Source organism: Vibrio sp. YT-19(2023) (genome assembly GCF_033337395.1).
On record NZ_JAWOQN010000643.1, the window covers coordinates 1 to 642 of the forward strand.

Annotated in this window: 1 protein-coding gene; it reads left to right on the forward strand. The window is 48.3% G+C overall.

The window, feature by feature from the left end; all coding sequences use genetic code 11:
* On the forward strand, positions 1–642 hold a 642-nt coding region (locus tag R7E78_RS27635; RefSeq protein WP_318058819.1), incomplete at both ends, for a Bcr/CflA family multidrug efflux MFS transporter.

Consider the following 642-nt stretch of genomic DNA (forward strand, 5'->3'; position numbering starts at 1 on the left):
TGCGACCACAAACGGCATTGATGCGTTAACCTATGTTCGTACCGCACAAGGCTTTGCTGGCGCGGCTGCGGCGGTCATTATTCAAGCAGTGGTGCGTGACCTGTTTGCCCGTGAAGACTTTGCGCGCGCAATGTCTTTCGTCACATTAGTTATCACGATGGCCCCGTTGGTTGCGCCGATGATTGGCGGTCACCTTGCGATTTGGTTTGGATGGCGTTCTATCTTTTGGGTGCTGGCTATCTTTGCTGTGGTTGTCATTCTGCTGGTGTTCTGGAAAATTCCGGAGACGCTAAAACCAGAAAACCGCCAACCACTGCGTTTTCGCACCACATTAAAAAACTACGCCCGTTTGTGTTCAAGTTCTGAAGCGTTGGGCTTGATGTTGTCTGGTGCATTCTCGTTTTCGGGGATGTTTGCATTCCTAACTGCGGGTTCGTTTGTTTATATTGATTTATACGGTGTTCGACCTGACCAATTTGGTTACTTATTCGGTTTGAACATTGTGGCGATGATCATCATGACCAGCATTAACGGTCGTTTGGTGAAAAAAGTGGGCTCTCATGCCATGCTTCGTTTTGGGTTGTTCGTGCAACTTTTGGCTGGCATTGGTCTGTTCGTAAGTTGGTTGATGGACTTCGGATT